Origin of the sequence: Cryomorpha ignava (assembly GCF_010686655.1) — a bacterium.
Lineage (GTDB): Bacteria > Bacteroidota > Bacteroidia > Flavobacteriales_D > Cryomorphaceae > Cryomorpha > Cryomorpha ignava.
This window is the reverse complement of sequence record NZ_JAAGVY010000045.1, coordinates 1-26,098: the sequence shown is the minus strand read 5'-3', so window position 1 is coordinate 26,098 and position 26,098 is coordinate 1. Positions and strand designations below refer to the sequence as shown.

The 26,098-nt window shown below is 39.3% G+C and carries 20 protein-coding genes; all 20 read left to right on the top strand.

Features of this window, described 5'->3' with window-relative positions:
• The first annotated feature begins 333 nt into the window (after window positions 1-333).
• Entirely contained in the window at window positions 334-2,439 is a 2,106-nt protein-coding gene (locus tag G3O08_RS17220) for a M3 family metallopeptidase (RefSeq protein ID WP_239541321.1), read from the top strand.
• Between the two features lie 161 nt (window positions 2,440-2,600).
• Entirely contained in the window at window positions 2,601-6,887 is a 4,287-nt protein-coding gene (locus G3O08_RS17215) for an NACHT domain-containing protein (RefSeq protein WP_163286696.1), read from the top strand.
• A 561-nt stretch (window positions 6,888-7,448) separates the two neighbouring features.
• Complete coding sequence (mnmH, locus tag G3O08_RS17210) at window positions 7,449-8,483, top strand: tRNA 2-selenouridine(34) synthase MnmH (protein WP_163286695.1); 1,035 nt, start codon at window positions 7,449-7,451, stop codon at window positions 8,481-8,483.
• Complete coding sequence (selD, locus tag G3O08_RS17205) at window positions 8,476-9,516, top strand: selenide, water dikinase SelD (RefSeq protein WP_163286694.1); 1,041 nt, start codon at window positions 8,476-8,478, stop codon at window positions 9,514-9,516. Before mnmH ends, selD begins: the two co-directional genes overlap by 8 nt.
• A 107-nt stretch (window positions 9,517-9,623) precedes the next feature.
• Window positions 9,624-10,340, top strand: coding sequence for a DUF2071 domain-containing protein (locus G3O08_RS17200; protein ID WP_163286693.1), 717 nt, complete (start codon window positions 9,624-9,626; stop codon window positions 10,338-10,340).
• Between the two features lie 386 nt (window positions 10,341-10,726).
• Window positions 10,727-12,163: an SLC13 family permease gene (locus tag G3O08_RS17195; protein WP_163286692.1), complete on the top strand. Its 1,437-nt coding sequence runs from the start codon at window positions 10,727-10,729 to the stop codon at window positions 12,161-12,163.
• Between the two features lie 595 nt (window positions 12,164-12,758).
• Window positions 12,759-12,968 carry a hypothetical protein gene (locus G3O08_RS17190; protein ID WP_163286691.1) on the top strand — a complete coding sequence of 70 codons (210 nt, stop codon included), beginning with the start codon at window positions 12,759-12,761 and terminating at the stop codon, window positions 12,966-12,968.
• Entirely contained in the window at window positions 12,961-13,098 is a 138-nt protein-coding gene (locus G3O08_RS17185) for a hypothetical protein (protein ID WP_163286690.1), read from the top strand. The genes G3O08_RS17190 and G3O08_RS17185 overlap by 8 nt, the downstream gene beginning before the upstream one ends.
• Before the next feature lie 56 nt (window positions 13,099-13,154).
• Window positions 13,155-13,412 (top strand): PIN domain-containing protein, encoded by a 258-nt coding sequence (locus tag G3O08_RS21925; RefSeq protein ID WP_163286709.1) that lies wholly within the window; start codon window positions 13,155-13,157, stop codon window positions 13,410-13,412.
• 709 nt (window positions 13,413-14,121) lie between these two features.
• On the top strand, window positions 14,122-14,487 hold the full coding sequence (locus tag G3O08_RS17175) for a hypothetical protein (protein WP_163286689.1): 366 nt from the start codon (window positions 14,122-14,124) through the stop codon (window positions 14,485-14,487).
• Between the two features lie 98 nt (window positions 14,488-14,585).
• Entirely contained in the window at window positions 14,586-15,806 is a 1,221-nt protein-coding gene (locus tag G3O08_RS17170; RefSeq protein WP_163286688.1) for a HEPN domain-containing protein, read from the top strand.
• Between the two features lie 190 nt (window positions 15,807-15,996).
• On the top strand, window positions 15,997-17,478 hold the full coding sequence (locus tag G3O08_RS17165) for a class I SAM-dependent DNA methyltransferase (protein WP_163286687.1): 1,482 nt from the start codon (window positions 15,997-15,999) through the stop codon (window positions 17,476-17,478).
• Window positions 17,475-18,335 carry a virulence RhuM family protein gene (gene rhuM / locus G3O08_RS17160; protein ID WP_163286686.1) on the top strand — a complete coding sequence of 287 codons (861 nt, stop codon included), beginning with the start codon at window positions 17,475-17,477 and terminating at the stop codon, window positions 18,333-18,335. Before G3O08_RS17165 ends, rhuM begins: the two co-directional genes overlap by 4 nt.
• Entirely contained in the window at window positions 18,332-19,615 is a 1,284-nt protein-coding gene (locus tag G3O08_RS17155; RefSeq protein ID WP_163286685.1) for a restriction endonuclease subunit S, read from the top strand. The genes rhuM and G3O08_RS17155 overlap by 4 nt, the downstream gene beginning before the upstream one ends.
• Window positions 19,615-20,034 carry a GxxExxY protein gene (locus tag G3O08_RS17150; protein WP_163286684.1) on the top strand — a complete coding sequence of 140 codons (420 nt, stop codon included), beginning with the start codon at window positions 19,615-19,617 and terminating at the stop codon, window positions 20,032-20,034. Before G3O08_RS17155 ends, G3O08_RS17150 begins: the two co-directional genes overlap by 1 nt.
• 19 nt (window positions 20,035-20,053) lie before the next feature.
• Window positions 20,054-22,459, top strand: coding sequence for an EcoAI/FtnUII family type I restriction enzme subunit R (gene hsdR / locus G3O08_RS17145; RefSeq protein WP_163286708.1), 2,406 nt, complete (start codon window positions 20,054-20,056; stop codon window positions 22,457-22,459).
• An 82-nt stretch (window positions 22,460-22,541) separates the two neighbouring features.
• Window positions 22,542-23,099 (top strand): hypothetical protein, encoded by a 558-nt coding sequence (locus G3O08_RS17140; RefSeq protein WP_163286683.1) that lies wholly within the window; start codon window positions 22,542-22,544, stop codon window positions 23,097-23,099.
• Window positions 23,100-23,215: 116 nt separating this feature from the next.
• Window positions 23,216-23,458 (top strand): nuclease-related domain-containing protein, encoded by a 243-nt coding sequence (locus G3O08_RS17135; protein ID WP_163286682.1) that lies wholly within the window; start codon window positions 23,216-23,218, stop codon window positions 23,456-23,458.
• 52 nt (window positions 23,459-23,510) lie between these two features.
• Window positions 23,511-25,658 (top strand): SBBP repeat-containing protein, encoded by a 2,148-nt coding sequence (locus tag G3O08_RS17130; protein ID WP_163286681.1) that lies wholly within the window; start codon window positions 23,511-23,513, stop codon window positions 25,656-25,658.
• A gap of 242 nt (window positions 25,659-25,900) precedes the next feature.
• Window positions 25,901-26,098 (top strand): hypothetical protein (locus G3O08_RS20955; protein ID WP_449397382.1); only part of this gene is annotated, 198 nt, incomplete at its 3' end.

The following is a 26,098-nucleotide window of genomic DNA, read 5'->3' as shown; positions in this document are numbered from 1 at the left end:
TTCAAAAGCGTATTTAGCTCATATCATCATCTCAAGAGTTCAATGGGTTAATCGATAGAGAGTTCAAAAACTGATAATCCTTTTAGGGAAATTCTTTTAGACTAGATGGTAAAGGCAAACTTGGTAAGTGCCTCCAAAACTCCCGGGTAAAAAACATACCTGTTACAATCCAAATTATAATTACAGCAGTGAAATGAGATTTCATAGCCGCTGTGCTTATTCACCGAGCCTTTTTAATCTATTTTTAGTTCCTACCTTGCATTCAAAATTTTCACTATGATTAAGCTTTTTAAAACAAAACACATATTCATCATTTCCTTAACTCTAATTGCAATGGCTAGTTGTACCCAAGATCAAGAAATATCGAAAGAAGTGCAAAAATCTGCTGTCGATAACATTTTACTGCAGCCATGGACAGGCCCTTATGGAGGTGTTCCTGCTTTTGACCAAATGAAAGTTGCAGATGTAAAAGACGCGATGCTTAAAGGTATGGAGTTAAATCTCGATGAGATTGATGCCATCGCTAACAACCCCGAGCCACCAACTTTTGAAAATACGATTGTGGAAATGGAGCGTGCCGGAGAAGAACTAGACAGAGCTATGAAATATTATGGCATTTTAAGTAGCAATCAGTCTAGCCCTGAATTTAGAGACATTCAGACTGAGTTGGCGCCATTGTTTTCTGAGTTTCGCTCAAAAATCTCACAAAACGAAAAGTTATTTCAGCGCATCAAGGCAGTGTATGATGCTTCGCAGACAACACCCTTAGAGGCAGACCAACAAAGAGTTGTAGAGCTGATATACAAAGAGTTTGAAATGAATGGCGCAGAACTGGATAAAGCAAAAAAGGAACGCTATGCCGCCATCAACAAAGAGCTTTCTAGCCTGTACACCGAGTTTTCAAACCATGTATTGCACGACGAAGAAAACTACGTAACCTACTTAACCAAGGCCCAATTGGGTGGTTTGTCTGATGGTTTTGTTAAATCGGCAGCACAAATAGCGACAGACAAGGGACACGAAGGAAAATATGCCATTACCAACACGCGGTCTTCTATGGATCCTTTCCTAACTTACTCTACCGAACGCGAATTGCGCAAGCAGGTATGGACCAATTACTACTCAAGAGGCGACAATGGTGATGAGTATGATAATAACGCCCTTATTGCTGAAGTTTTAAGACTGCGAAGAGAGCGCGTAGAATTATTGGGCTACAAAAATTATGCGGAATGGCGCTTGCAAAACCGCATGGCAAAAACACCCGAGAATGCGATGAACCTTATGGAAGCTGTATGGCCCGCCGCCATTGCCCGAGTTGCAGAAGAAGTTGAAGATATGCAGGCTGTGGCCGATAAAAACGGAGATGATATTACCATCGAACCATGGGATTACCGTTTTTACGCTGAAAAAGTTAGAAAGGAAAAATACAATTTAGATTCTGATGAAGTAAAACAGTATTTGCAGCTAGCTAACCTCACAGATGCCATGCACTATGTGGCGGGAAGGTTGTTTAACTATGAATTTACTCCTGTGCCGGAAGGGTCTGTTCCTGTCTTTCACGAAGATGTGAATGTATGGGAAGTGACCGATAAAACCACAGGCGAGAATATTGGTCTCTGGTATCTGGACCCGTATGCAAGAGAAGGAAAACGATCTGGAGCCTGGGCAACCACTTATAGAAGCTACTCCACTTTTGACGGAAAGAAAAACGTGCTGGCATCCAACAACTCCAATTTTGTAAAACCAGCACCCGGAGAAGCCTTACTGGTTTCGTGGGATGATGCCACTACCTTCTTTCACGAGTTCGGTCATGCCTTGCATTTCTTTTCTTCCAATGTAAAGTATCCAACTTTAGACGGTGGTGTGAGAGATTATACCGAGTTTCAATCGCAATTATTAGAGCGATGGCTATCTACTGATGAAGTGATCAATAACTATTTGGTACACAACAAAACAGGTGAGGCAATGCCTGCTGCCCTGGTAGCGAAGATTAAAAAAGCATCTACTTTTAATCAAGGTTTCTCTACCACCGAGTATTTGGCATCGGCCATTATGGATATGAAATTACACTTGGCAGATCCGGCAAATATTGACATAGACAAATTTGAACGGGAGACGCTTGCGGAGCTAAACATGCCAAAGGAGTTGCCAATGCGCCACAGAACGCCTCAGTTTGGGCACGTATTCTCAGGTGAAGGATATGCAACAGCCTATTACGGCTATATGTGGGCAGATGTGCTTACCGCAGATGCAGCCGAAGCATTTGCCGAAGCGCCGGGAGGTTTTTATGATCAAGAAATGGCCGACAAGCTTGTGAAGTATTTGTTCGCTCCCAGAAACGCAATGGAGCCGGCAGAAGCGTACCGATTATTTATGGGCCGAGATGCCAAAATTGGGGCGCTAATGAGAGATAGAGGTTTTCCTGTGACGGGAGAGTAGGGGGGCAGGTATAATTTTACTATTAAAACATAGAGTTATATACCAAATAAACAATATACCTATTGCGTTTATACGCCAAATAGGGGGTATATACGCAATAGATAATTTGGGAGTAGCGTTTATAGGGATGTTGGCTACAATAGAAAAAAGATACCGAAAACTTGAGCATTAACTGGAACAATATCAGAGCAATTGAAGGCCAACGAGAAGGTTTCGAGGAATTGGTCTGCCAACTTTCAGGACAAGAGAAAGTTCCAAATCAGGTACTGTTTACCAGAATCGGCAAACCTGACGGTGGGAAAGAATGCTATTGGGAATTGAGCAATGGAGATATTCATTGCTGGCAGGCCAAGTATTTTACAAATAGCTTGTCGGACAACCAGTGGACACAGGTGAATAAATCTGTCAAAACGGCCATTGATAATCACCCTAAACTAAAGAAATATTACATAGCCATCCCTGTTGACAGGCCCGATGGGAAAGGGCGCGGTAAATCAATGCTTCAGAAATGGAAGGGTCATGTTGCCGCATGGGAAAAGTATGCTGCATCAAAGAAAATGAAGGTTGCCTTCGAGTATTGGGGCAGGCATGAACTTGAAACACGACTAAGAAAGCTGGAGAATGAAGGTCTTATCTATTATTTCTTTAATGAGGCTGAACTAACAGATCAATGGTTCGACACAAAAAATCAGGAAAGCATTGATGCACTTGGTGGTAGGTACACTCCTGAATTAAATTTTGATTTACCGTTTTTACGTTTCCACGATGGATTCACGCGGGATCAGAAATTTTCCAACCAGATCAATTCCTATTACGAAGCTGTACTTGAAAAGCGAAGGAGAGCATATTTACGAGATAAGCAGAAAGAACTTGAAGAAAAAACATCCAGTTTAGACAAGGCCATAGAAGCGTTCAGGAAGGTGTACGAAAACATAGATTTTTCCGGTATTGATACAATTCCTTTTGACACTATCAGAAGTGAACTGAAATGTGTAGATGAAGCTACCCGGGGAATATCAGGCCAACTGTATGAATGGCGGGAAGAGACGGAAAATGCCAAGAAGGAAAAAGGAGATAGGATCGATTATTATTCGCGGCCTTACAATAATGAACTTCATGAGTTACGGGAGCTTTCCAATGCAATTGATGATTTCTACTCCTTTCTGGATTCAGAAGTATGCACATTGGCCAATAATCCTTACTTGATCTTGGTTGGCCCGGCAGGCATTGGAAAGTCTCATGCTCTTGCCGACATCGTTTCTTGTAGAAAGTCTAACAATCAAACGAGTCTGCTACTGTTAGGAGAAAACTATTCTGCTAATGAAATGCCTTGGACACAAATTCTACGAAATCAACTTCGGTTTGATGGAAATGAAGATGTTTTACTTGGGGCTCTAAACGCAAAAGCTGAAAGCCAACAGAGCCGCATCATTATTGTAATTGATGCCTTGAACGAGGGAAACGGAAGGCGCATTTGGCCAAAAAAACTGAAATCCTTCATCCGTTCGTTTCATCGGTTTCCTTGGCTTGGTCTTATTGTTAGTATCCGCAATTCCTTTGAAGACCTAATTGCTCCTGTAAGCGAGATTGATAATTCAATCGCTTTGCGAATTTACCATCCGGGCTTCGAAGGTTTGGAGTATGAAGCATCCCTTCATTTTTTCAAACATTACGATATTATTCCTCCCGGCTCACCGTTGCTGCATCCTGAATTTCAAAATCCCCTATTTCTAAAGCTCTTTTGTGAAGGCTTGGAAAAAAGAGGACTTAAACAAGTGCCTGATGGGTATCAGGGTATTTCAGCCATCATCGAGAACTACCTTGAAGGAATTGAAGAAAAGTTGGCACAACCGGATGAATTGGACTATGACATTAAGTTGAAACTCCTTCGAAAAGCATTGGACGGAATACTGGTAAAAATGGTTGAGGATGGAGAAGACCATCTACCCTATACAACAGCAGAAGAAATTACCAACGATAAATTTTCAGGTAAATGTGGAAGTGATGATAAGCAGTATTTGAAGCGGTTGATCTCCGAAGGCGTAATTAATGAAGACCTTTATTGGAAAGAGCGAAAGGACTATTATGGGATTCACTTTGCCTACCAGCGATTTCAAGACCACCTGATTGTCTCTGCGTTGCTTGACAGGTACCTTGATCCAGACAACCCAAAAAAATCGTTCGATTCAGGGCCATTGAAAGAATTATTAGCCGACAAATCAAAAGCATATTACAATCAAAACATTATAGAGGCACTCTCCGTGCAAGTACCGGAGCGTATCGGAAATGAACTACATGAGGTGGCTCCATATGCGGCAACTTATTATGCAACAGCAACAGCATTTATTGATGGATTGATGTGGAGACGCGCGGACACTATAGGTGAGGCTTCGCGGAAATACGTCAATGAGGTCTTGGTGCAAAATGATGATCTCTTTTATCAGTTTTTGGAAATGGCCATCTCAATGGCCACAAAGCCAGATTTCTATTTCAATGCCGATAGGCAACACAAGTTTCTCTATCAGCAGTCTTTGGCTGAAAGAGATGCCTGGTGGACAATCTGGTTGCAGGATAAATACGGTGAGAATTCGGGCTATAACTCCGTTAAACGCCTGATCGACTGGGCTTGGAGTGAAGATTGCAAAGCAGAAGTTAGTGATGAATCGGCAAAGCTGGCAGGGGTTATGCTGGCTTGGTTCTTTACCAGTTCAAACAGGTATTTAAGAGATGCCGCCACAAAAGCATTGGTCTGTCTTTTACAAAACCGTATTTCAGTACTTGTCAATGTGTTGCAACAGTTTGAAGGGGTAAACGATCCCTATGTGGCTGAACGATTATATGCCGTAGCATATGGTTGCGCATTACGGTCAAAAGATCAGAAGGCATTGGTTTCCCTTAGCGACTACATCTACAAGGCGATTTTTGAGACTGAACAGGTTTACCCCCACGTTTTACTCCGGGATTATGCAAGAGGTGTGATTGAATACACCATTCACCTCGATCTGGAACCTTCAGTTGAAGTAGAAAAGATTCGACCACCTTATAAAAGTGACCTCCCAGATAAATTGCCAACCAACGAAGAGATTGATGCCGCGTACAAACCAAAGGGAGAAGATGGTCATCATGGAAGAAAAAAGTGGGGGGCAACTGCCATTCTAAGTTCAATGACAACCGAGTATGGAAGAGGTGGTGGATATGGTGATTTTGGAAGATATACGTTCCAAAGTGCATTGCGTAACTGGGAAGCCGAGTACGATGGACTAAGCAATTACGGAGTACAGCGAATTTTTGAACTGGGTTATGACCCTGAAGTTTTCACTGACTTCGATTCCAGACAAGGATCAGGTCGTGGAAGTGGTCATAAGGAACGTATTGGCAAAAAGTACCAGTGGATTGTTTTTTATGAAATTCTTGCAAGGGTATCGGACAATTGCAAGATGCATGATGAAGGAAGCTACTCATGGAACAAGTCTAAAAAATATGCAAAGTATGATGGCCCTTGGCGACCTTATGTGCGGGATATTGATCCAACGATTATTGTAAAAACAACCCAGAAAGAAAACTCCATTGAAAAAGTAGAAGATTTGCCTTGGTGGGTTCCGTATAAATATGAAAACTGGAAAGAAGATGCAGAGATCTGGAAAAGAAGGTTCAATGATTTTCCACCTATACAAGGGCTGATGACTGTTGCAGATTCAAATGCTGTAGAGTGGTTGAATCTTAATATGAACCCGGATTGGAGAGAACCAAAGAAGTTGGGAGAAGATCGTTGGGATGCTAACGGTAAAAGAATTTGGTATGATATCGGGAGTTGGTTAGTAGAACCAAAGGAACTACGCAAAATGCTCAAAGTAGATCATTCAGACAATGCGTGGCGAAGTTGGTCGCCAGACGTATCGAACCGCTACGAAGTTTTTAGCCGTGAACATTATTGGTCTCAAGCTTCAATTTTCTTTCAACTGACTCCATATTACGGAGGTGATGCTCTGCCATCGGAACTTGAAGATCAGGAGAGAAAGCAGGTTGCTATTGGGCACAATACAGCAATGTATTTCTTGTGGGAGGAAGAATTTGATTGTTCCAAAGAAGAGCCGATTAGCTATTACAAGCCGGCACCATTAATTGCAATTGGCTTGAATCCTTCACAGAAAGAAGGTGAATACTTAAACAATCAAGGAGAAGTAGTATGCTTTGATCCATCTGTTTATGAAAATGGACCAGCCTGTCTTTTGATGCGTAAAGATCACGTCCAGAAGATTCTCAAAGAATCCGGGTTAAGGCTGGTGTGGATAATTCAAGGTGAAAAGCAGATTCTTGGAAATAACTACTCCGAACAACCAAGATTGGATCATGCTGTTGGCGGTCTATATCACATGGACGCAAAAGGAACGATTATGGGAGATATGCACAGCTATATCCGGGATTACGACAAAGACAATGAAGAATGAAAAACAAAACTACTGTAGCCAACAAAACCTATACGCAATGCCCTTCGGGACACTGCGCATAGCCAGAACGTTGTAGTTCATTCTCCACATCAAGAAAAACTCGATTAATTTCTCTTGCTAACGGGTGAAATTTTGGACGGAAATTGAATTTAAAAATTAACCGTTAGTCAGAATTAAAGAAAAGACAAAATGGATAAAAGAGAGATCAAAGAATTTCTGCCAGTTGGAATTTTGGTGATTATCGGTATGGTTTCAATAATTGTAACTATGTTTAGAAGAGCCGTATGATGGGAACTTAGCGAGCGATCTCACGACCAAAGGAAGTAGACTATCAAGTACGGTTCTCCCGCTGTGGCGGGACAAGTTGTGAGATTCTTAGGGTGAAATTCCCTTTGCCTACTCGACTACATGCCGTTGTACCCTATCCACAAAACTTAATCAGATATAATTCAAATAATTAACGGATTAATCTTTTTTTTGCTTTACTATTTGGAATTGAAGACCCTATTAATTCTACGCATACAGATATTGTTAATACTAAAACTATTGCCCTACATTTAAATGAAACAACTCATTACCATTGACTTTTACTTTCTCAATTTAGAGCACATTCCAATTATTGATGTCAGGTCACCAGGAGAATTTGCGCAAGGACATATTCCCGATGCTAATAATATTGATTTATTTACTAATGAAGAACGCGCAATAGTTGGCACTGCCTATAAAAAAGAGTCAAAAGAAAGGGCTATTGAACTTGGGTATGAATTTGTAAACCCCAAACTAAATAATTTTATAATTAAATCTATTGCCATTGCCCCTGAAAAAGAAGTTGTAGTGCATTGTTGGCGGGGAGGGATGAGGAGTAGTGCTTTTGCCGATCATCTTATCGAGAATGGGTTTAAAAAGGTTTACGTTATTGAAAAAGGGTACAAAGCTTTTAGAAATTATGTGTTACAATTTTTTGAACAACCCTTTAATCTTAAAATATTAGGTGGATATACAGGTACCGGCAAAACTGAAATACTTCATTTTTTAGAAAAGAAAGGGCAACAAGTTGTTGACTTGGAAGGATTGGCTAACCATAGAGGTTCTGCATTTGGAGGGATAGATCTTCCGCCTCAGCCAACAACTGAGCAATTTGAAAATAATCTGTTTTCAATATTGCGTAGTTTAAATCCGAAAAAACCAATATGGGTTGAGGATGAAAGTAGAATAATTGGAAATGTATCAATTCCCAATGTATTTTATTTTAAAATGAGGGATACGCCTGTATATTTCTTAGATGTTCCTTTAGAGAAAAGAACAGAACACCTTGTTGATACATACGCTAATCTAAGTCAGGATAAATTGGCAGATGCAATTAGTCGAATAGGTAAAAGGCTTGGATACGATAAAGCTAAATTCGCTTTGGATGCCCTTGAAAACAAAAATTATTATAAAGTTGTAGAGATTATCCTTTTCTATTACGATAAATACTACTTAAAAGGATTACAAAAACGTGAAGAATCTTCAATTCATGAACTTGAAATCACTTCCGTGAATCATCAAGAAATTGCGAATATTTTAATAAACCTAATAGATCAGAACAATGGATGAACCAATAAAAATGACAAGCTTTAGCCACGGTGCCGGTTGTGGCTGCAAAATATCACCAAAGGTATTAACTACAATATTAAAATCTAGTTCAACCAAAATTGAAGACCCTCGTCTTTTAGTAGGTAACGATACCAGAGATGATGCTGCTGTTTATGATATGGGAAATGGAACAGCCATCATAAGTACAACAGATTTTTTCTTGCCCATAGTTGACGACCCTTTCACTTTTGGAAGGATTGCCGCTACTAATGCTATAAGCGATGTATATGCTATGGGAGGAAAACCATTAATGGCGATTGCAATCTTAGGGTGGCCCATTGATAAAATAGCTCCTGAAGTTGCTGCACAGGTAATGGAAGGTGGCAGAAAAGCCTGTTCTGATGCAAATATTATACTTGCTGGCGGGCATAGTATTGATAATCCAGAACCTGTTTTTGGACTTGCAGTCACAGGATCGGTTTTGATTTCTAATTTAAAATGCAATAATACCGCTCAACCAGGAAGTATTCTTTATCTAACCAAACCTTTAGGTATTGGTATTTTAGCTACCGCACAAAAGAAAGGTATTTTAGAAGAAGAACATAAAGACATTGCCGCCAATTCGATGATCGTTTTAAATGATGTTGGATTGGAACTCTCAGAAATCGATGCCGTTACAGCTTTAACAGATGTAACTGGATTTGGGCTAATAGGACATTTATTGGAAGTGTGTGAAGGAAGCAATGTATCTGCGAATATTAATTATAGCAAAGTGCCGCTTTTCAAAGAAATTCATAGCTATCTTGATAAAAAATGTATCCCCGGAGGAACGCTAAGAAACTGGGACAGCTACGGCCATAAGCTTAATATTGAGGACGAAAGGCAACGACATATCTTATGTGATCCACAAACCAGTGGAGGATTACTAATTGCTGTCAAAAAAGAAGCTTCTCAAAATGTGGAATCCATACTAAGAAGTAAGGGCCTTTTTGCTGAACCAATAGGAGAACTAATAGAAAGATCAGAATTGCCAATATATATTAATGAAAAATAATATTGATAAAGACGATCTCAAAAATCAAAAAAACTAAGTCAAAATCTAATGTAAAGCATGTGACTTTAACTTTGTAAACTATGTGCCTTAACGAACATTAGAACAAAATGAAAATACCAACGATTAAAGGAGTAATAGACCGTAGAATTCTTATTAATTATCAAGTTGACAAAGATGTCCTGGAAAATTATTTACCTGAGCCATTTAAACCTAAATTGGTAAATGGAAAAGGAATTGCAGGTATCTGTCTAATAAGATTGAAAGAGATCAGACCAAAAGGACTACCGAAGCAAATTGGCATATCCTCTGAAAATGGAGCGCACAGAATTGCAGTTGAATGGACAGAAAACGGAAAATTGAAGGAAGGGGTTTTTATCCCGAGGAGAGATACTTCCTCTAAACTAAATTCATTGGCAGGAGGAACTATATTTCCAGGAATCCATCATTTAGCTGAATTCACGGTAAAGGAATCTGAAGGAAACTATGAAGTAGCTTTTATAAGTGGCGACAATACGTCATTGAGTATTATAGCTAAGGAAACGGACAAATGGAATAATGAAAGTGTATTCGAAAATTTAGAACATGTTTCTAAGTTTTTTGAAAATGGATCAATCGGATATTCACCATACAATATGGATTTTGACGGACTTGAACTCAAAGCCTATACTTGGAAAGTATCAATTTTGGAAGTAGAAAAGGTTGAATCAAGCTTTTTTGAGGATAAGAGTATTTTTCCAGAGGGCTCTGTTAAATTTGATAATGCTCTTTTAATGAAAGATATTGAACATGAATGGATTGGCTTGAAAAAAATAAAAAGCCACTAACACTTTATATGAAATCATAGCACCCTTGGGGATGCTGTGCTTCATAGGTTTAGCGTTGACAAACATTAAAATGAGAATTCGATAACTATTACTTATTGTTGGACTTTATATGAGTTCTCAGGCTATGAGTCAATCTGAATGTGATTCCACTAAGACTCCCGGATTTAGAATTTTTGGAGGTCATCTTTTTTTTAATCCAGGTATTGACACACTCGTAACAGATGATAACTATCATTACTCAAGCGTGTAAGAATTAGAAAATTTTGATGTAAGTTGTTCGCTTGTAATTGGTAGAAGTGTTGCTGCTTTATTAATGTGCACAAGCTTGATTTGTAATTACTTGCCAGCCGGTTCTTAAGCCGTTATAATTAAAAGAAATTGAATAAATGGGAAGCAACGATTCCAGAAGGTCTTCATTTAAATATTACCGCGATCAAACATTGGGCCGGCTATTCAATACCTCCACGTTTTTCGGAAATGTAGTAATTGCCTTTTTACTAACTTATTTCATTCCGTTTGAAGATTTCAGTCCGGCAATGTACTGTGTGCTTTTTCTGACTTTTCTTGCCGTTGGTCTTTGGATTACAGAAGCCATCCCACCTTTTGCCGTGGGAATTTTCATTATCGGCTATTTGGTTTTTACGCTTGGCTCAGATTATTTTTTAGAAACCCCCATGCCTATAGGCGCTTATGTGGGCACCTGGACCAGCGATGTGATTTGGCTATTGCTGGGTGGATTCTTCCTTGCTGAAGGCATGAAGCGAGTCGAACTCGACAGGACACTATTTCGCTTTACCGTACGCCGGTTTGGAACGAAACCAAAAAGATTACTCTACGGTTTGATGATGATGACCGCTGTGGCAAGCATGTTTATGTCCAATACGGCAACAGCCGCCATGATGATTGGCAGCATAATGCCACTGGTATCCAAGCTAGGCAAAGGAAATGCCCTTACACGTGCCTTGTTAATTGGTATTCCGGCCGCTGCTTCTGTTGGAGGAATTGGAACCATCATCGGCAGCACGCCCAATGCAATCGCAGTGGGTGCTTTGGACACTATTGGAGTTAAAATTACATTCCTTACCTGGATGGTATTTGGAGTTCCGCTCGCCTTATTCCTGGTTTGGTCGTTTTGGAAATACCTCTCTTCCAAAAATATTGCTGACGATGCAGACCTTGATTTATCATTTTTAGATGAAGAACCTGAACATTTGGTGCCAGTGAAAGAGAAGTGGATCGTTATTCTGACCTTGTTCTTTACAGTTCTTCTGTGGAGCACCGAGTCGCTTCACGGAATTCCTCTAGCCGCCACATCGGCTGTACCAATCGTCGTACTAACGCTCACCAGCATCATTTCGGCAGATCAGGTGCGTGGACTTCCATGGGATACATTAATGCTCGTAGCCGGAGGTCTCGCTTTGGGACTCGCTATTGTAGATGTGGGATTGGCTGACAAGTTTCTAGGGATGCTCAACGGTTTTAATTTCCCGCTCTTGCTGCTTGCCATTATATTTGGGTATCTCACTTTGGGAATGAGCAACGTAATGTCAAACACCGCCGCGGCGGCCATTTTGATTCCAATCACATTGGGCCTCACAGGAAATTTTCAAGTTGCGGTGCCTCTAATTATTTCCCTATGTGCAAGTTGTGCCTTGTTTTTGCCGGTATCTACACCTCCAAACGCAATAGCATATAGTACGAATTTAGTAGATCAAAAAGATTTCAGAATAGGTGGAATCTACTTTGCCGGAATTGCTCCTGTTTTGATTATTCCATTGGGTATGCTCGTTGCTTACCTTCTTTCGTTGGGGTTTTCGCTTTGATAAGAGCTAATATAGAGATAGTCTTGGATCGCTCGAGGAGTGTCGATTTATATAAAATAGCTACTTAGCAAACCAATGAAGAAGCGGCTTTGCACTGGCGAACAAGGCGACGGTAAACCGTCTCGCGAGAAGGTTGTTTCATGCTGGTTTTGGTTTGCTTGGTTAGCGGGGTGAGATTAATTAATTATGTTTTGATTTACCTTACATGCGCACTCCCATGCGTACGCACTCCCGTTGGTAGAAAGGTCGTCGGTGAGATCGCTTTGGTAAGTGGCAAATTGGGAGGAGGTGGGTGAATAGATCTTTGCAGAGATTTACTGTAAAAGGTTTAAAACATTGTTTATGAAGACACTGATTGTCTGTAGTTTGGGCTTTTTTTGTTGAAAGGGATACTTACTTTGCGGATAGATAATTATACTAAAACAACTTGAAGAAATAAGTACTCTAAACGATATTCTTATTTTAAAACTTACACTCTTACGTTAAATAAGGCGTTAATAGGCGATAGAAATTTGCAGCGTATTGTTTATAAGGATGTTGTCAATAATATGACCTCGATTAAAAAATAACAGTTAAATTTGAAATAAAAGCAAAGATGATAGTAGAAAGGCAGAATAATGAAATTATAGTGCGGTTTTCCGCAGGCACCAAAGCCTCTAAAATCCAGTCTATTTTGGATTATTTAAGGTACGAGGAACTTACTGCGAAATCAATAGCTACTGAAAAAGAGTTGGACGCCTTGTTGAAAGTGGCAAAGAAAGGCAGATTGAACCGAATCAGGAAAGAAACCGGACTCGATGGATAATATTATTGTTGATTCCAATATCCTTTTCAGCGCAATTTTGAACCTGAACAGTAGAATGGGACAGATTTTGATCAACGGACAAGAATATTATGATTTTACTCCCCGAAATACGTCAGAACAGAGCTTCTAAAACATAGAAATAAAATCAAGAAAATTACCGGATTTACGGAGTAGGAATTTGGTGAAATCTATGAACTAATACTGAAAAATATAACTATTCTTGACCACTCCATTCTTCCCGAGAAGGATTTTAAAAAAGCACTCAAGTTATGTCAAAATGTTGATGATACCGTATTTGTAGGGTTTTCGGAATACCTTAAAGCCAAACTATGGACTGGAGATAAGCAACTGAATAAGGGACTTGAAAAGAAGGGATTTAAGAGAGTTATCACCACCACAGAACTTTATGAAGACTTTACAGATAGGTCTCGAATTGGAGAATAATACGGTATTCAACAACCAAGTTGTCGTCACGCCGACCTGTGCCCTTTTTCTCGGTATATATAAAAGGACGGAACATACAGGCCAGGGTTGAACTTCTCTCTTGAGCCTCCGACGGCTTCTTTGGCGCGTACTCCGATTTATAAAATCACACTTCTATTATATGTATTGGTTGCTGGTAACTCGTGAAAAAAGAAAAGTACTCCCTTTCTGGCGTCTTTTTATTCCTGAAGTGATAATGTCGGTTTTGGTTGTTGTGATTTCGGTAGGGGTAAAAGTCGTGCTTGCCGGTGAACTGAGACCATGGATTGTTTTTTTTGAGGTTCGGTAGGGGGTGTTTTTGCCAAGGCAATGGAATCCATAGATTCTGGGTTTTATAGTTGTTCTGGGAAGGAGAAATCGAAGTGCTTAGCATATTTACAGCGAAGGGGGGTATTTTAACCCTTTTTTACGCTTCACTTATGATATCAATTGTTAATTCCGTAACGTTGGTATCTTAACTCAACTTATTTTCCATAATCTTAATTTAAAGAGAACAATGAAAAAGCTACTGATTATTTTATTTGCTTCGTGCGCACTCAATCAAGTATATGGGCAGACTGATACAAAAGAAAATGAGTTAAGTAATGCAGAACTATTTTAATCTAAGGCTGGGACGCTAATTCAAAAAGAATTTTTAGATGTTGGAGTAATAAAGAAGGCAGAAATTCAAGTGATTCATTATCTCGATTTGATATCCTTAGAAAAACTAAGTTCGGTTAGGTTTAAATATGATGTTGCTAGTACTTACGACACAGATACCAAAATAGCCTCTTTAGATACAGATGAAATCGACGGTTTAATAAAATCACTAAAAATAATGCAAGAAAAAGTCTTTACTTCTACACCCGAAAACTATACTAAAGTAACATATAAAAGTAGAGGAGGATTTGAAGCAGGTTGTTATTGGGGCAAAAACGAGTGGTCAACCTATTTGAAACTTGAAAAGTATGATGGTAAATCATATGTATTTTTGAAGCAGGAAGATTTTCCAAAACTACTATCGCTATTGGAAAAAGCAAAGACAATGCTAAAATGAGATATTGAGTTATTTGTGAATTGTATTATTATACGAATCAATGTCTTAAATATATTTTACAAAAATCTCATATAATTCGTAAGCACATAAACGATAGAATGAATAAAAAAGAAGCAATCGACGCAGTTAACGAGTTGTGGAATATTTCTACCAAAAATGTAAAAAACGATTATGATATTAAACAGGCATATAGATGTTTCGGAATTGGAGAATCCAATGTCTCGTTTGAGGGCTTCAAAACTGTAGCGATTTATCAGGATAAATTAGAGCTTCTTTATTCATTTAATAAAGAAGTTGAAAGAACAATTTCCTTAAAAAAGTTTCAAGCAAGTCTAATCCCATTACTCCGAAAACTACGTGATGAGAGAAAATTATGTGATGATTCTATTTTCAAAAACTTCTTTGAAGCATTTTTGAAAATTGAAAAAGAAGAAAGTGAAATCTTTTTTCAATTGTACGGAGTGAAAATGGAAAGAGATATTTTAGAATTAGGGGACTACACAATCTACAGCTATTCAAATGTTAAACACTTACTTTATAAGAAGAATCCTGATTTACTGGAAGGACTATTTTTTGGTGACCGAGAGTCTGATTTCTATTTAGGTGTAAAAGTTATTTCACGTGACAATATCAAATCCGTAGAGATGGCTGATGAACTTGCTGAAATATTTGAGAATGTAATGAACTATATGGTGGGTGACTTAAGCCATATAGAGAGTGTAGGTGTTTTTAATTTTAGAGGTTGGAAAAATACAAGTAGAATTATTTGCAATAACTCTAGCGCTGGAATGCGTGGTATTAGTAAGAAAGCATTTTCACACATTAAAATTGAAGATCCTTTTTTTACAGATTTAGATAATGGAAATGATAGAATATGGACGCTTATTTCCAAATCAAACAAATCGGAGATAGAAAAGCGACTATTGCGATCGATAGAATGGATCGGAAAAGGTGTCAACGAAAAAGATATATCAAAAGCGTTAGTGCAATTTGTGTTTGCAATTGAAAGTATGTTGAAATATGATGAAAACTCGTTAATAACACCGTCTATTGTTAGTCAATTTGCTGATTGGCTAGCGTTTATTCTTGAAGATGATGTTGAAGAAAGAAAGGGAGTTGCGAAGTATTTCAAACATATTTATGGGAAAAGATCTGCAATTGTTCACGGAGGAACAAAAACCGTTGTCATGGGTGACGTAAATTTAGCACTTGAAATCTCTAAGTCAATGATAGTGGCTTTTTTGGTTACCAAACCTTTTAAAGGGGTCAAAACTATCCAAGAATTAAGCGAGCTTATAACCAATCTGAAATTCAAATAGATACTCCCCTTTAATGCATGTGGTAATGCATAACTGTTACAGATCCATCACAGATAAATGCTTTATCTACTTAACAACCATCAAATTTCCCACAATCCAAACCTACAAATTTCCATTACATCACTTTTCCAATCCAAAAGTGCTATTTTAGACGCGCTATACTGGAGCGATAAAAAAAGATAGAAAATAAATGTTTGAACAGACTTTTAAAAATATAGACGACATACTTCATAAGGACGCAGGGTGTGGTAGTGAATTGGATTATGTGGAACAAACATCTTGGGTGCTGTTCTTGAAGTATTTGGACGACTTGGATCGTGACCGTGCTACTTCTGCCGAACTCACAGGAAAAGCCTACACTCCCATTATTGACCAAGAATACCAATGGAACGTTTGGGCAGCCCCAAAAATAAAACGTGCGGGCACTGAGCGTGTCGAAGTGGACCACAATGCCCTGACGGGAGACGACCTTTTGGATTTTGTAAATGGCAAACTTTTCCCTTACCTCAAAAAATTTAAACTGTCTGCCGAGAATGCCGATACCATTGAATACAAGATTGGGGAGATTTTCAGCGAATTGAAAAACCGCATCCAAAGCGGCTACAATTTGCGTGAAGTGATTAACCGCATTGACGAGTTGCGTTTCCGAACCCATGCAGAGAAGCACGAAATGAGCCACTTGTATGAAGACAAAATAAAAAACATGGGCAATGCAGGGCGAAACGGTGGAGAATACTACACGCCACGTCCACTTATTACCACCATTGTAAAAGTGGTTGCACCAACCATTGGCGACAAAATTTATGACGGGGCAGTAGGTTCTGCGGGTTTTTTGTGCGAAGCATTTGACTACCTCACTTCGACAGGCTCAGTGAACGGTAGTGGACTCTCAACGAAGGATTGGGAGACACTACAAAAACGCACTTTTTATGGCAAGGAGAAAAAATCATTGGCATACATCATCGGTATTATGAATATGATTTTGCACGGTGTGGAAGCTCCCAACATCATACACACCAACACGCTTGCCGAAAACTTGGCGGACATACAGGAAAAAGACCGTTATAATGTGGTGCTTGCCAATCCGCCTTTTGGTGGGAAGGAACGTGCCGAAGTACAAGAAAACTTCCCGATTAGAACAGGTGAAACCGCTTCGCTCTTTTTACAACACTTCATCAAAATTTTGAAAGCAGGCGGTAAAGCAGGCGTGGTCATTAAAAACACCTTTTTAAGTAATACCGACAACGCCTCTGTGGCTTTACGCAAAGAGTTGTTGCAAAATTGCAACCTACACACCGTATTAGATTTACCAGGCGGCACTTTTACAGGTGCAGGTGTAAAAACCGTAGTGCTGTTTTTTGAGAAAGGAAAAGCCACACAAAAGGTTTGGTTTTACTCCTTGAACCTCGACCGCAATTTGGGCAAGACCAATCCGCTCAACGAAAATGATTTGGCGGAGTTTGTTGAGCTTCAGAAAACCTTTGCAGAAAGCGAGAACTCTTGGACTGTAAACATGAAAGATGTTGACCAAAGCACTTTTGATTTGAGTGTTAAAAATCCAAATACGCCAGAAGCTGCACCGCTCAGAAAACCACAAACTATTTTGGAAGAAATAAAAGCCTTGGATGAAGAAAGTGCTGAAATCTTAAACTCAATTTCGGAATTGATATGAAAAATGAAATCATTTTATATCGCCCTGATGAACTTGCCGAGCATATTGAAGTAAGAATTGAGGATGAAACCGTTTGGCTTTCGCAACAACAAATGGCTACCTTATTCCATCAAACCAAGCAGAACATAAGCTTGCATATCAATAATTGTTTTAAGGAAAGGGAATTAAATAGAGAGTCAACCGTCAAGGATTCCTTGACAGTTCAAAAAGAAGGCGACAGAACCGTAAAGCGCAAGATTGAATACTACAACCTGGATGTTGTTATCTCAGTTGGCTACAGAGTAAAATCTAAACAAGGAACGCAGTTTCGTATTTGGGCAAACAATATCCTTAAAGATTATTTGCTAAAAGGATATGCTATTAACAACAGAATGAACCGTATGGAAGACAATATGGAAATTTTGAAAACCAAAGTAAACAAGATTGATTTTCAAATAAATGCACATTTAATCCCCACACAAGGCATTTTCTTTGAAGGGCAAGTGTTTGACGCTTACGAACTAGCCTCTAAAATTATCCGCTCTGCCAAGCAGAGCATTGTATTGATTGATAATTTTATAAACGAAAACACACTTACGCACTTAGCCAAAAAGAACAAAGAAGTAAGCGTGCTCTTGCTCAGCAAAACGGTGAGTAAGCAACTGATTTTAGACGTGGAACATGCCAGCAAACAATATGGAGGCTTTGAGCTGAAAGCCTTTACCAAAAGCCACGACCGCTTTTTGATAATAGACAACCAAGAGGTTTATCATTTGGGTGCCTCCTTAAAAGACTTGGGTAAAAAATGGTTCGCTTTTTCTAAAATGGATAAGGATTCCGTTAAAAATATTATAAACTCAATTTCAGAACTGATATGAATTTCGACAAGCACAATTACCATATCCGACAAGCTCAGTTACCAAAAGGTTGGGAAAGGAAAAGGCTTGAAGATTGCTTTAAACTAAAAAGTGGAGATGGTTTGACAAGCAAAATGATGAGTGAAGATGGAGAGTACCCTGTATACGGTGGAAATGGAATTGCTGGACTTCATAATGAATATAATCTTTCTGGAAGCAATGTGATTATTGGGCGAGTTGGTGCATTATGTGGTAATGTAAGACATATGGATGCAATGATTTGGCTAACAGATAATGCTTTTAAAATCACTGACTTTAAATTTGATTTTGACCACTCCTTTCTGACATACTTATTGAACTTTAAAAACTTGCGTGAATATGCAAGGCAGGCAGCTCAGCCAGTTATTTCTAATTCATCTTTAAAAGATGTTATTTTAGAATTCCCTAAATCCCTCCCCGAACAACAACGCATTGTTTCCATTTTAGATAAAGCCTTTGCCGCCATAGACAAGGCAAAAGCCAATGCCGAACAAAATCTCAAAAACGCCAAGGAACTTTTTGAAAGCTATTTGCAGGGGGTGTTTGACCCTTCGACACGCTCAGGGCAAGGACAGGGCGATGGTTGGGAGGAGAAGACGTTGGGCGATAATAATTTAGTAGAAATTATTGATGGAGATAGAGGTAAAAATTATCCAACTCAAAAGGATTTTTTAGACGATGGGTATTGCCTTTTTATGAATACTAAAAATGTAAGACCCAATGGCTTTTCTTTTGATACAACAATGTTTATAAACCAAGCTAAGGACAAAGCTATGGGGAAAGGTAAATTGAAAAGAAATGATGTTGTTATGACAACTCGTGGAACTATTGGAAATATTGGTGTTTACAATGATGAAGTTGAATTTGACAACATAAGAATTAACTCAGGAATGTTGATTTTTAGACCTAATCAACTTCGGATAGCTTCTAATTATTTATTTGAAATATTTCGTTCAGGACTTTTCAAAGAACAAACCAAAAAACACGTCTCTGGGGCGGCACAACCACAATTACCAATTAAGACCTTAGTCAATTTTACTATTCCTGTTCCAAAATCCTTAAAAACCCAACAAACCATCGTTCAAAAATTAGATGCCCTAAATACCGAAACCAAGAAATTAGAAGCCATTTACCAACAAAAAATAAATGATTTAGAGGAGTTAAAAAAGAGTATTTTGCAAAAGGCGTTTGCGGGGGAATTGAAAGTGTCTGAATTAGGATGGGTTGGATTAAAGGATGATAAGATTAAAATGAAAACGTAATGAAACACGAAGATATTACTCATAAAATTATTGGCTGTGCTATGAAAGTTCATAGCACCTTGGGTAATGGCTTTCAGGAAGTAATTTACCAACGGGCTTTAGCAATTGAGATGGAGAAGCAAGGTTTGGGTTTTCAGCGTGAAATGGAAATGACCATTCTTTATGATGGAATTGATATTGGAACACGAAGGGTCGATTTTTTCGTAGAAGAAAATATTATGGTTGAGATTAAAGCATTAATTAAAATGGAAGAAGTCCATTTGGCGCAAGCAATGAACTACTGCCAGGCATATAATTTACCTATTGGATTACTGATAAATTTTGGAGCAAAAAGTTTAGCGTTTAAAAGGGTGTATAATGTCAATCATTCAGACAATGAAGACTACATCAAGAACAATCCTAAAATCAGTAAATCCTAAAAATCCTAATTCAGACAATATGAACGAAGCAGAAACAAGAGCGGAACTTATTGACCCCAAGCTAAAAGCTTGCGGTTGGGGCGTTGTAGAAGGCTCTAAAGTGCTGCGGGAATATCATATTACTGATGGTAAAATTCAATCGGGTGGCGGTCGTGGTAAAAAGATTATCGCTGATTATATCTTAGTACATAAAGGCATTAAGCTTGCGGTAATAGAAGCCAAAAGTGATGAGTTGGAAGTTGGCGAAGGCGTAATGCAAGCCAAGCAATATGCAGAAAAATTACAATTAGAAACTACTTACAGTACCAACGGAAAAGCCATTTACCAAATCTGTATGAAAACAGGCAAAGAAGGTTTGGTAAATGACTTTCTTAGCCCCGAGCAACTATGGAATAAAGCCTATGCAGAGCAAAATGATTGGAGAGAGAGATTTGCCAATGTTCCCTTTGAAGATAAAAGTGGCACATGGCAGCTACGCTACTATCAGGAAATAGCCGTAAATAATACCTTGGAAGCTTTGGCAAGTGGCAGTGAACGTATTTTGCTCACCCTCGCAACAGGAACAGGAAAGACGGCCATCGCTTTCCAAATCGCTTGGAAATTATTTCAAACCCGTTGGACGGTTCGACAGGCTCACCGACCCAACGAGCCGGCAAGAAGGCCGCGCATTTTATTTTTGGCCGATAGAAACATTTTAGCCAATCAGGCATTCAACTCGTTTTCGGCATTTCCGGAAGATGCCTTGGTACGGATTAAGCCCAGTGAGATTAAGAAAAAAGGAAGAGTACCAACCAACGGCAGCATTTTCTTTACCATTTTCCAAACCTTTATGAGCGGAACGGATGCAGAAGGGAAACCTGCACCCTACTTTGGTGAATATCCAAAAGATTATTTTGATTTTATCATCATTGACGAGTGCCATCGTGGCGGAGCGAATGACGAAAGCAATTGGCGGGGTATTTTGGAATATTTCAGTCCAGCAGTTCAATTGGGTTTGACGGCTACACCAAAAAGGTATGATAATGTGGACACCTACAAATACTTTGGTGATCCTGTTTACATCTATTCGCTAAAAGAAGGAATCAATGACGGTTTCTTAACGCCTTTTAAAGTAAAACGCATCAAAACCACCTTAGACGATTACCGCTACACTTCGGATGACACCATAGTGGAAGGCGAAATTGAAGAAGGCAAACTCTATGAAGAAAAAGACTTTAACCGCAGCATCGAAATTGTAGAGCGTGAAGCGAAGCGAGTAAACATCTTCTTGGATGAATCCAATCAAAACGAGAAGACCATTATTTTCTGTGCGAATCAAGCTCACGCAGCATTGATAAGAGATGTGATAAACCAAAATGCCAAAAGCAAAGACCCGTTTTATTGTGTTCGGGTAACCGCCAATGATGGAGAAGAAGGTGAAAGAATGTTGCGAGAATTTCAGGACAACGAAAAAACACGGCCAACCATCCTAACTACCTCGCAGAAACTTTCAACAGGAGTCGATGCACGCAACATCCGGAATATCGTTTTGCTTCGCACGGTTAATTCAATGATAGAGTTTAAACAAATTGTTGGGCGTGGCACCAGACTGTTTGACGGCAAAGAGTTTTTTACGATTTACGATTTTGTAGATGCTTATAAACACTTCTCTGACCCTGAATGGGATGGTGAACCGATAGCAGAAGAGATATGCACAAGCTGCAATCAAAACCCTTGTGTGTGTGCGTATGAACCGCCACAGCCTTGTTGCGTATGCGGGCAAAGTCCTTGTATATGCATTCAAGACCCACCGCCGCCCTGCTATAAATGTGGTCAGCGACCTTGTGTTTGCAAGAAAAAAGTAAAGATAAAACTGCGCAATGGCAAGGAAAGAACCATTCAGCATACCGTTCAAACTTCATTTTGGAGTGCAGATGGCAAGCCTGTTTCGGCAGAAGAATTTTTGAATAATCTGTTTGGTGAATTACCCAGACTTTTCAAAGATGAAGAAGAATTGCGGAGGCTGTGGAGCAATCCGCTAACAAGAAGAACATTATTAGAAAAATTAGATGCAGCCGGTTTTCCAAAAGATGACTTACTGACTTTGCAGAAGTTGGTGGATATGGAGAAAAGCGATCTTTATGATGTGTTGGAATATGTTTTCAATGGCGATTATATCGCAATGACACGAGAAGCCAGAGCGAAAGCAGCAGAAGCAACAATATTTGCACTACTCAACGACAAACAAAAGGAATTTTTAATTTTTGTATTGAGCAAATATGTTGAAACAGGAGTGGATGAACTCGACCAGGAGAAACTACCAATCTTGCTGACAAACAAATATCAATCATTAGAAGATGCAAAAGCAATTTTGGGAGACGTTGCAAATATCAGCAGACTGTTTGTAGAATTTCAGGAGCATCTTTATGAGCAGAGGGTGGCTTGATGATAGAAACTTTTTAAAAGCTGTAAAACATGCTGCTATTCAATTACGACTACAAAGCAAACGAACACCTTAAAATTAACCAATGAAACAAAAATCCTTACTTTTCGCCCTGCTGATCATTATATTATGGTCATGCGCATCACTCGGGAGTAAAACTTTATACATTGATGAAACTGCTAAACTCCCTGAACAAACTAAAATCATAATTTCACAGCCCACTACAATACATGTTGACCAACCCATCGATGAAGTTCACGAGGTGTTGACCTTTGTAATCACAGAAGAACTGGCAGAATACAATTTTATCATTGAAAAGTATAACGGCGAGCTTCCCAGCTTTAGCGCTATTGATACTTTGAATGACAAATCAATAATTACCAGTCTCAATGCTGACTATGTCCTGTCTGCGAAAATTGAACTACTAAAGTCCATGAATCAAACAAGAGACTGCAAGGTTGAGTATAAGCTTGTTTCTACCAAAACCGGCAAGCTTACATTTCATAGTAAGTACAACACGACCGTTGGAGCTTCTACGCTCGTACTTCCCGGCATAAAGGACTATCCGGACACGGACAGAATTATGCTCGTTGGAATGTCTTCAGGCCTTCATCAGTTTGAGAATAAATTAATGAGGAAATAGCCTAATTTTAAGAAGTGTAAAATCACACCGATGTTCTCACGATTGCAACCAATCATGCATAGGGGATTTTTCGCAGATTGGTATAGTCATGGCTACCAGAGAAAGGATCATTGTATTTGAAGTGGAGTGGGTGGATATCTGGAGACGGCCACAGAACTACCTGGACCAAAGTGCTTAACTACGGCAAAGTAAAATACCGCTTTTACAATCCCATTAAGCAGAACAATAGTCACATTAAAGCCTTAAAAAACCTGCACAGTCAGTTTAAAACCGTTCCGTTTTATTCGGTCATCGTGTTCTATGGCGATTGTGAATTGAAGGAAATCAACTACGTTCCCAAAGGGACTTACATAACTTAAAAAGTTTATATTTAACGTCAAAATCCCATTCAATGGCTAAAATGTGAACGAAATGACAACAACAAATAATTTCATTGCCGTGGGCATCCTCTTCTTAATTTCTATGCAATCAATGGCTCAAATCCCGGTACTTGAATGGGCGGGTCATATGGGAGGAATTAATGCTGAAGAAGGAAAGGCGATTGCTGTAGATACCGATGGCAATGTATATACTGCAGGGCGTTTTCAAGGCATGGCAGATTTAGATCCTGGTCCTGAAATAGTTAACCTCGATGCCGTGGGATGGTGGGATATTTATATTCAAAAGTTAGATGGTGATGGGAATTTATTGTGGGTAAAGCAGATAGGCCAGTCTTTTGATATCAAGGCTAATTCGATAGCCGTGGACGCCGCCGGAGATGTTTTTATAGCAGGCAGCTTTCAAGGGACAATAGATTTCGATCCGGGACCTGAAAACCATAGCCTTACGGCCCCTGGCGAAGATGGAGGTTATGTTTTGAAATTAGATCCCAACGGTAATTTCGAATGGGCCATACACACCGGAGGAGATGCGGGTGCCATTGCTTCATCATTGGCCCTGGATACTTTGGGAAATGTCTATACGATCGGGAGTTTTCTGGGCACAGTAGATTTTGATCCCGGCAATGATGTGTATTCCCTCACCTCATTTGGATGGTGGGATATTTATGTTTTAAAATTAGATACGGATGGCAATTTCATTTGGGCCAAACAAATGGGTGGTACAGATATTGAATTTGGTACTTCAATAGCCGTAGCTGCTTCGGGCCATGTTTATACAACCGGATACTTTACTTCTATAGCAGATTTTGACCCCGGATCAGAGACCTTTAATCTGGAAGCGTTTGGAGATTATAACGATATATTTATTCAGAAATTAGATGCCGACGGAGATTTTATTTGGGCTAAACAAATCGGTGGTAATTCTTATGATCGCAGCAAAGCAATAGCTGTAGATTCTTTTGAAAATGTATATACCACAGGTTGGTTTGAAGATACCGCTGATTTCGATCCGGGATCTGATACTTTTAGCCTCACATCGATTGGCGGAAGAGATATTTTTATTAATAAGCTGGATGCGAATGGTGATTTTCTTTGGGCAAAGCGCATGGGTAGTACGTATGGCGATGAGGGTTTTGCAATAGCTATAGATACTGCCGGAGGTGTCTATACTACCGGTTACTTTCAGGGAACAACGGATTTTGATCCCGGGACAAATACAATGAATCTCAATTCTATTGGAAGTTTTGACGCTTTTATTCAAAAATTAGATACAGACGGAAATTTTGTGTGGGCATTGCAGTATGGTAGTAATTCTTACGATATTAGTAATGCAATAATGGTTGATGCTTCCGCGAATGTTTATACCACAGGGTATTTTACATACACCGTAGATTTTGACCCGGGAGTAAATACACATTCTTTCACTGCGTTAGGAGACAATGATATTGTGGTCCAAAAGTTATCTCACTGTTATGCCACTGCCATCCCGATTCCTTATAATGTTGACTTACCACCACTCAATGCATTGTGCGTGCTACAAGCTTGGGATGTTACTAACCCCCTGGCCATGGGCGACTGTGGGCAGGTAATTACGGGTTACCCTGATCTGAATTTCCCTGTAAGCAATCAATCCATTACAGAGATCCTTTGGACGTATGAAGATGGCTATGGAAACGTTTCTACACAAACGCAGCCAATCTCCTGGGTAGATATGGATGTAACCACTTCTGTTAACGCGATAACCATCACCGCCAATAATGCAAATGGAACTTACCAATGGTTAGATTGTGATAATAACGACATACCCATTATCGGGGCAACGAATCAATCATTTACAGCTTCCGCAAATGGGAACTACGCAGTTGAAATTACAGAAGGAGGTTGTGTGGGCACGTCAGAATGTGTTGCCATTATATCCGTAGGTTTAAACGAACCTGATCAGATCAATACACTAACTGTTTATCCAAACCCTATAACGGAAATTGTATATATCGCATTCGAAAAATCAATTACTAATGCAACCTTGTCCATTTCCGACGTTAACGGAAAACTGATTTATACCACAAAAGTTCACAACACTGCCAATGCAAGCATAGATTTCAAAGCGGCTCCGGGAGTTTACTTTCTGAACATAAAATCAAAAGATGGTCAAAAAACTGTTCAAATTGTAAAAGAATAGTGAGTCAGACGCAGGTAAAATTTACACAGCGATTGTGTATACTAATACTGCTGTTTTATCTCTGATTGCTCGTATGTTAGCAGTTGAAAATCAAAATGCGACTCATCGGGTTTATGCCGAAAGGTTTAGTACATGACAAAAATATAACCCGCTGATAACCAGCAAATTAAATGTTAAAAAATTAGTATAAAGCATTGGTGATCAGTATCTTAGAAGGGTATTCTCAAACATCTCTCAAGAACATGAAAACCAATGCTAACTTCAAAAGTACAGAATTAACCGAAACACTACACACCCATTTTAAGGGCACGACTAATCTGGCTCGGATCAAGCTCATCGCCTTTTTTATAACTGCGCTTTGCAAGGTGCAAACTGTAAATTTCGATAAACTCGCAAATGCATTTGATACAATAACCCATCATTCGTCTTCTCTGCGCCGC

What these genes read in the sequence shown, in the direction of transcription:
- G3O08_RS17220 (WP_239541321.1), top strand. Translation starts at nt 334, where the DNA reads ATGGCTAGTTGTACCCAAGATCAAGAAATATCGAAAGAAGTGCAAAAA.
- G3O08_RS17200 (WP_163286693.1), top strand. Translation starts at nt 9,624, where the DNA reads ATGAAAATACCAACGATTAAAGGAGTAATAGACCGTAGAATTCTTATT.
- G3O08_RS17170 (WP_163286688.1), top strand. Translation starts at nt 14,586, where the DNA reads ATGAATAAAAAAGAAGCAATCGACGCAGTTAACGAGTTGTGGAATATT.
- G3O08_RS17185 (WP_163286690.1), top strand. Translation starts at nt 12,961, where the DNA reads ATGGATAATATTATTGTTGATTCCAATATCCTTTTCAGCGCAATTTTG.
- G3O08_RS17165 (WP_163286687.1), top strand. Translation starts at nt 15,997, where the DNA reads ATGTTTGAACAGACTTTTAAAAATATAGACGACATACTTCATAAGGAC.
- G3O08_RS17155 (WP_163286685.1), top strand. Translation starts at nt 18,332, where the DNA reads ATGAATTTCGACAAGCACAATTACCATATCCGACAAGCTCAGTTACCA.
- rhuM (WP_163286686.1), top strand. Translation starts at nt 17,475, where the DNA reads ATGAAAAATGAAATCATTTTATATCGCCCTGATGAACTTGCCGAGCAT.
- G3O08_RS17140 (WP_163286683.1), top strand. Translation starts at nt 22,542, where the DNA reads ATGAAACAAAAATCCTTACTTTTCGCCCTGCTGATCATTATATTATGG.
- G3O08_RS17150 (WP_163286684.1), top strand. Translation starts at nt 19,615, where the DNA reads ATGAAACACGAAGATATTACTCATAAAATTATTGGCTGTGCTATGAAA.
- selD (WP_163286694.1), top strand. Translation starts at nt 8,476, where the DNA reads ATGGATGAACCAATAAAAATGACAAGCTTTAGCCACGGTGCCGGTTGT.
- hsdR (WP_163286708.1), top strand. Translation starts at nt 20,054, where the DNA reads ATGAACGAAGCAGAAACAAGAGCGGAACTTATTGACCCCAAGCTAAAA.
- G3O08_RS17195 (WP_163286692.1), top strand. Translation starts at nt 10,727, where the DNA reads ATGGGAAGCAACGATTCCAGAAGGTCTTCATTTAAATATTACCGCGAT.
- mnmH (WP_163286695.1), top strand. Translation starts at nt 7,449, where the DNA reads ATGAAACAACTCATTACCATTGACTTTTACTTTCTCAATTTAGAGCAC.
- G3O08_RS17190 (WP_163286691.1), top strand. Translation starts at nt 12,759, where the DNA reads ATGATAGTAGAAAGGCAGAATAATGAAATTATAGTGCGGTTTTCCGCA.
- G3O08_RS17130 (WP_163286681.1), top strand. Translation starts at nt 23,511, where the DNA reads ATGACAACAACAAATAATTTCATTGCCGTGGGCATCCTCTTCTTAATT.